This is a genomic window from Streptomyces phytophilus (assembly GCF_013870535.1).
Lineage (GTDB): Bacteria > Actinomycetota > Actinomycetes > Streptomycetales > Streptomycetaceae > Streptomyces > Streptomyces phytophilus.
Window position 1 is genome coordinate 1 of sequence record NZ_JACBXC010000293.1, and the last position, 5,838, is coordinate 5,838.

Below are 5,838 nucleotides of genomic sequence, written 5' to 3' on the forward strand. Positions count from 1 at the left end.
CGTGGCGGCGCCCGACGACGTGGACACGCCCGCGGATCTGGCGCTGCTCGACGAGCCCCGGGCAGGCTGGCACTGAGCGCCACCGGACCCGTACCGAAAGCCTCTCGATATCAACAGACCGTTGAACTTCCGGGATAAGGAAACTATTCTCCACAGGCCAGAAGGGTTCGGAACCCGCTTCCGGCCGCCCACGCCACGTTCCGCTGCGCCCGGCACCCCGTGCCGCCAAGGAGTGACAGCCATGTCCGCAGTCGTCGCCGCCGCCGAGCCCGCGCCCCGCCAGGACGACGTCCTCACCGACGCCGCCCTCGCCTTCCTCGCCGAACTCCACCGCCGGTTCACCCCCCGCCGCGACGAACTCCTCGCCCGCCGCGCCGAACGCCGCGCCGCCGTCGCGCGCACCGCCACCCTCGACTTCCTCCCCGAGACCGCGGACATCCGCGCCGACGACACCTGGCGCGTCGCCCCCGCCCCGCCCGCGCTGGAGGACCGCCGGGTGGAGATCACCGGCCCCACCGACCGCAAGATGACGATCAACGCCCTCAACTCCGGCGCCCGCGTCTGGCTCGCCGACTTCGAGGACGCCTCCGCGCCCACCTGGGAGAACGTCATCGGCGGCCAGGCCAACCTCATCGACGCCTACGAGCGCCGCATCGACTTCACCGACCCCGCCTCCGGCAAGTCCTACGCCCTGCGGCCCGCCGCAGAACTGGCGACCGTCGTCACCCGGCCGCGCGGCTGGCACCTGGACGAGCGCCACCTCACCGTCGACGGCCGCCCCGTGCCGGGCGCGCTGGTCGACTTCGGGCTCTACTTCTTCCACAACGCCCGCCGGCTGCTCGACCTCGGCAAAGGCCCGTACTTCTACCTGCCGAAGACCGAGTCGCACCTCGAAGCCCGGCTGTGGAACGACGTGTTCGTCCTCGCCCAGGACTACTGCGGCATCCCCCAGGGCACCGTACGGGCCACCGTCCTGATCGAGACCATCACCGCCGCGTACGAGATGGAGGAGATCCTCTACGAGCTGCGCGACCACGCCTCCGGCCTCAACGCCGGCCGCTGGGACTACCTCTTCTCGATCGTCAAGAACTTCCGCGACGGCGGAGCGAAGTTCGTGCTCCCCGACCGCAACGCGGTCACGATGACCGCCCCGTTCATGCGCGCGTACACCGAACTCCTCGTCCGCACCTGCCACAAGCGCGGCGCCCACGCGATCGGCGGCATGGCGGCCTTCATCCCCTCCCGCCGCGACCCGGAGGTCAACAAGGTCGCGTTCGAGAAGGTCAAGGCGGACAAGGACCGCGAGGCCCGCGACGGCTTCGACGGCTCCTGGGTCGCCCACCCGGACCTGGTGCCGATCGCCGTGGAGTCGTTCGACGCCGTGCTCGGCGACCGGCCGCACCAGAAGGACCGGCTGCGCGAGGACGTGTCCGTGGCCGCCGCCGACCTGATCGCCGTCGACTCGCTGGACGCGAAGCCGACGTACCCGGGGCTGGTCAACGCCGTGCAGGTGGGCATCCGTTACATCGAGGCGTGGCTGCGAGGGTTGGGCGCGGTGGCCATCTTCAACCTCATGGAGGACGCCGCCACCGCGGAGATCTCGCGGTCGCAGATCTGGCAGTGGATCAACGCGGGCGTCGTCTTCGACGACGGCCGGCCGGTGACGGAGGAACTGGTCCGGGAGATCGCGGCGGAGGAACTGTCGGCCCTGCGGGCGGAGCTGGGCGCGGAGGCGTTCGCGGCGGGCCGCTGGCAGCAGGCGCACGACCTGCTGCTCCAGGTCTCGCTGGACGCGGACTACGCGGACTTCCTCACGCTACCGGCGTACGAACTCCTCGACTGACGCGCGACCCGGCCGCCGGGGCACCCACTGGCGGAGTGGGGGCGGTACGTGGTCGCATGCTGCCATGACCGACGAGACACAGGACTCCCCCGACCCCGCAGCCTCCGCCGTCGCGGCCGGCGGCGCCGGTGCGGCTGGTGCTGGTGGTGCCGCTGGCGCTGGTGGTGCCGCGCGCGCCGCCGTCGCCGGCCGCTTCCGCGGGCTCCTCGACGACCTCGACCGAACCTCCGGGACGGCGGTCGCCGACGCGGCCACGCTGATCCTGGACGCCGTCGCCGCGGGCGGCCTCGTGTACGCGGCCGGGGCCGGGCACTCGCTGGCGATGGTCTGCGAGACGTTCTACCGGGCGGGCGGACTGGCGGGCGTACGGCCCGTGTGGGAACCGGAGATCCTGCCGCTGAACGGCGCGACCGCCAGCACCGCCGCGGAGCGGCGGCCGGGCTCCGGGCGGGCCGTGGTGGAGAGGGTGAAGCCGGGCCCGCAGGACGTGGTGGTGGTCTTCTCCACCAGCGGCCGCAACCCGTACCCGGTGGAGATCGCGCAGGAGTGCATGGCGCGCGGGGTGCCGGTGGTCGCGGTGACGTCGATGCCGGCGTCGGCGAGCGCGACGGCGCGGTCCAGCACGCGGCTGGCGGACCACGCGACGGTGGTGCTCGACACGTGCGTACCGCCGGGCGACGTGGTGCACCCGCCGGAGTCGCCGCACACGGCGGCGGTGTCGACGGTGCTGGGGGCGTACGCGTGGGCGCTGCTGCTGGCGGAGCTGGACGAGCAGGCGGGGGCGCGGGGGGTGGAGCTGCCGCGGTGGGTGAGTGCGAACGTCCCGGGCGGGGACGAGGCGAATCGCCGCAACTTCACCCGGTACGGGGGCCGCATCCCGGAGCTGTGACGGGGCGGCGGGTGGGGGGGGAGCCCCCCGCCGGGGCTCCGCCCCGAACCCCGGGGCGCCAGACCCGCGGCGAGGCAAGGAGTCGGGCCCGGCCGGGGCCGTCCCCCCGGCCGGGAGTTCTGGGTCGTCAGGTTCCCGACGCCAGCCGTGCCAGCCGCCGCGCCTGCCTCCTCGTCTCCCCCGCCACCGACTCCTCGTCCACCGTGACCAGCCGGCCCTCCTCCACCACCGGCTCCCCGTCGACCAGCGACAGCGTCACCGGTGCCGGCGCGCCGAGGACCAGCGCCGCCACCGGGTCCGCGATCGACGCGTGGGCCAGGCCGTCGAGTTTCCACAGGACCAGGTCCGCCAGCTTGCCCGGCTCCAGCGAGCCGATCGCGTCCGCGCGGCCCAGGACCTGCGCGCCGCCGTACGTGCCCAGGCGCAGCGCCTGGCGTGCCGTCAGGGCCTTCTCCCGGTGTGCGCCCAGCCGGTTGATGAGCAGCGCGTTGCGCAGCTCCGTGTGGAGTTCGCCGGACTCGTTCGACGCGCTGCCGTCCACGCCCAGGCCGACCGGGATGCCCGCCGCCAGCATGTCCGGGACCCGCGCGATGCCCGCGGCCAGGCGGGCGTTGGACGACGGACAGTGGGCGACGCCCGTGCGCGTACGGGCGAAGGCGGCGATGTCCGTGTCGGTCATGTGGACGCAGTGGGCCATCCACACGTCCTCGCCCAGCCAGCCGGTGGATTCGAAGTAGCGCGTCGGGCCCATGCCGAACCGCTCGTGGCAGAACTTCTCCTCCTCCACCGTCTCGCTGCCGTGCGTGTGCAGCCGCACCCCCTTGCGGCGGCCCAGCTCCGCGCCCTGGCGCAGCAGTTCGGTGGAGATGGAGAACGGCGAGCACGGCGCCGCCGCGACCTGCACCATCGCGTCGTACGACGCGTCGTGGTGCGCGTCGATGACCGCTTCGGTGCCCGCCAGCGCGCCGTCCAGCGTCTCGACGGCGAAGTCCGGCGGCAGGCCCCCCGACGACTCGCCCAGGTCCATGGAGCCGCGGGCGAAGGTGAAGCGGACGCCCGTCTCGCGGGCGGCGCGGATGATGGCACCGGCGAGGTCGCCCGCGCCGCGCGGGTAGACGTAGTGGTGGTCCGTCGCGGTGGTCACCCCGCCGCGGGCGAGTACCGCCAGCGAGCCCCGGGCCGCGGCGTGGCACATCGGCTCGTCGATGCGCGCCCAGATGGGGTAGAGGGCGACGAGCCAGTCGAAGAGGTTGGCGTCCTGGGCGAGGCCGCGGGTGAGCCACTGGTAGAAGTGGTGGTGGGTGTTGACGAGTCCTGGCGTGGCCAGGTGCCCGGTGGCGTCGATCCTGCGCGTCACGTTCGCGAGTCCGGCCGGTGCCGGGCCCGCGCCCACCGACTCGATCCGGTTGTCCGCGACGACGACGTGCCCGGAGGCGTGCTCCGTGCCCGCGGCGTCCACGGTGGCGATCGCGCAGTTCTCGACGACGGTGCGCCGTGCTGCCATGGGTTCCTCGGCTTCCTGGACCGCCGGGCGGTCAGAGGTTGGTCATGTCGTCGGGGATCCGGGCGTCCGCGCCGTCGCGCAGGACGGTCGCCTCGATCAGACCGTACGGGCGGTCGGCGGCGAAGTAGACGGCGCCGTCCGCGGCGTCGTTCTTCAGTCCGAAGGGCTCCAGGTCGACGCGGAAGTGGTGCTTGTTGGGCAGGGAGAAGCGGATCTCCTCGATCTCCGGGCGGTGTTCGACGACCCGTGCGCCCATCGCGTACAGGCTCTGCTGGAGCGAGAGCGAGTAGGTGTCGGCGAAGGCCGTGAGGAGGTGCCCCACGGTCTGCTCGTACGAGTCGTCCCAGGCCGGCGGCCGTTCCCCGGCCGCGCCTGTCCAGCTGTGCCGCCACCGGGCGGAGACCTCGGTGGCGAGTATGCGGTCGTAGTCCTCCTGGAGTGTGGTGTACGCGTCCTTGGCGTAGCCCCAGAACTCCGAGGCGGTGGTGTTCATGACGACCAGGTCCTTCAGTCCGCCCATCACCTCGAAGCGCTCGCCGTCCCAGGTGACCTGGGCGACGCGGGTCTCCCGGCCGCGGCGTACGAAGGAGTGGCCGGGCACCGTGTCCTGGCGGTCCCAGGCGTACTCCTCGACGCGGATGCGCGCCCGGTGGATCGGCTCCTGGGTGTCGGTGAAGTGCCGGGCGAGGTGCACCGCGAACGCCTCGGGGGACTCGATGCCGTGGCGCCTGGCGAAGGCGTACACGGTGTTCTTGGTGGTGTCGGTGGGCAGCACGTGGGTGTTGGTGCCTGAGTAGTGGACCTCGTCCATGTCGCCGGACAGCGCGACGGACACGCTGAGGTCCCGGACGTGGTGCGTGCCGCCGTCGCGGGTGACCTTGACGACGCGGGTCTCGGCCTTGCCGTACTGGTTCCGGCCGAGCACCGCGGGGCGGGTGGCGCGGGCGGGCTGGGGGCGGTCTGCCATCTGCTAGCTCCCTCGGTATACGGAATAGCCGAACGGGGTGAGCAGCAGCGGCACGTGGTAGTGCTCCCCGGGGTCGACGGCGAAGACGACCGCGACCTCCGGGAAGAACGCGCCGCTGTCCCGGTGCGCGGGGGCGTCCTGCCGGTCCTCGGCTCCTTGTTCGCTGAGGTACGGGCCGGTGGCGAAGACCAGCCGTACGTGGGTGGTGCCCGCCGGCAGCGCCGGGAGGTCCCGGACGCGGCCGTCGGCGTCGGTGGCGGAGGCGGCGTGGGCGGTCCAGCCGCCGGTGTCCCGGTCGCCCGCGTCGCCGGTTCTGACGGAGAGCCCGACCGCGACCCCGGCCGCGGGGCGGCCGACGCCGGTGTCCAGGATGTGGGTGGAGACGGACGTGGCGCCGACGCTCATGGTCAGGCTCCTTCTGCTTCGACGAGGCGGGTCAGCCGGATACGGTTGATCTTGCCCAGCTCGCCGCGGGCGATCTCCCGCTCCCGCTCGGGCGCGTTGCCGAGGCGCGCGCGCAGCGCGTCGCGCATCCGCCCGGCGCCCAGGCCCGTCGCGCAGATGAGTAAGACGTGCCCGAAGCGCTCCTCGTACGCGAGGTTCAGCTCCCGCACCTCCGCCCGCAGCTCCTCCGG

Annotated in this window: 6 protein-coding genes; 2 read left to right on the forward strand and 4 right to left on the reverse strand. The window is 73.2% G+C overall.

Annotated features, from left to right (window positions below):
* Positions 1-241: 241 nt before the first annotated feature.
* Both aceB and H5J30_RS15235 read left to right on the forward strand, forming a co-directional pair.
* A complete protein-coding gene (gene aceB, locus H5J30_RS15230; RefSeq protein ID WP_181787972.1) occupies positions 242-1,843 on the forward strand; it encodes a malate synthase A in 1,602 nt (533 codons plus the stop codon).
* A gap of 64 nt (positions 1,844-1,907) precedes the next feature.
* Complete coding sequence (locus tag H5J30_RS15235; protein WP_181787973.1) at positions 1,908-2,732, forward strand: SIS domain-containing protein; 825 nt, start codon at positions 1,908-1,910, stop codon at positions 2,730-2,732.
* Between the two features lie 127 nt (positions 2,733-2,859).
* Here the strand turns inward: H5J30_RS15235 and H5J30_RS15240 are convergent, their stop codons facing one another.
* From H5J30_RS15240 to H5J30_RS15255, 4 genes are all read right to left on the reverse strand, one after another.
* A complete protein-coding gene (locus H5J30_RS15240) occupies positions 2,860-4,236 on the reverse strand; it encodes an 8-oxoguanine deaminase (RefSeq protein ID WP_181787974.1) in 1,377 nt (458 codons plus the stop codon).
* Between the two features lie 31 nt (positions 4,237-4,267).
* Positions 4,268-5,203 (reverse strand): factor-independent urate hydroxylase, encoded by a 936-nt coding sequence (gene pucL / locus H5J30_RS15245; RefSeq protein WP_181787975.1) that lies wholly within the window; start codon positions 5,201-5,203, stop codon positions 4,268-4,270.
* Between the two features lie 3 nt (positions 5,204-5,206).
* Positions 5,207-5,608: a hydroxyisourate hydrolase gene (gene uraH, locus H5J30_RS15250; RefSeq protein ID WP_181787976.1), complete on the reverse strand. Its 402-nt coding sequence runs from the start codon at positions 5,606-5,608 to the stop codon at positions 5,207-5,209.
* 2 nt (positions 5,609-5,610) lie between these two features.
* Positions 5,611-5,838 (reverse strand): 2-oxo-4-hydroxy-4-carboxy-5-ureidoimidazoline decarboxylase (locus H5J30_RS15255; RefSeq protein ID WP_309505540.1); only part of this gene is annotated, 228 nt, incomplete at its 5' end.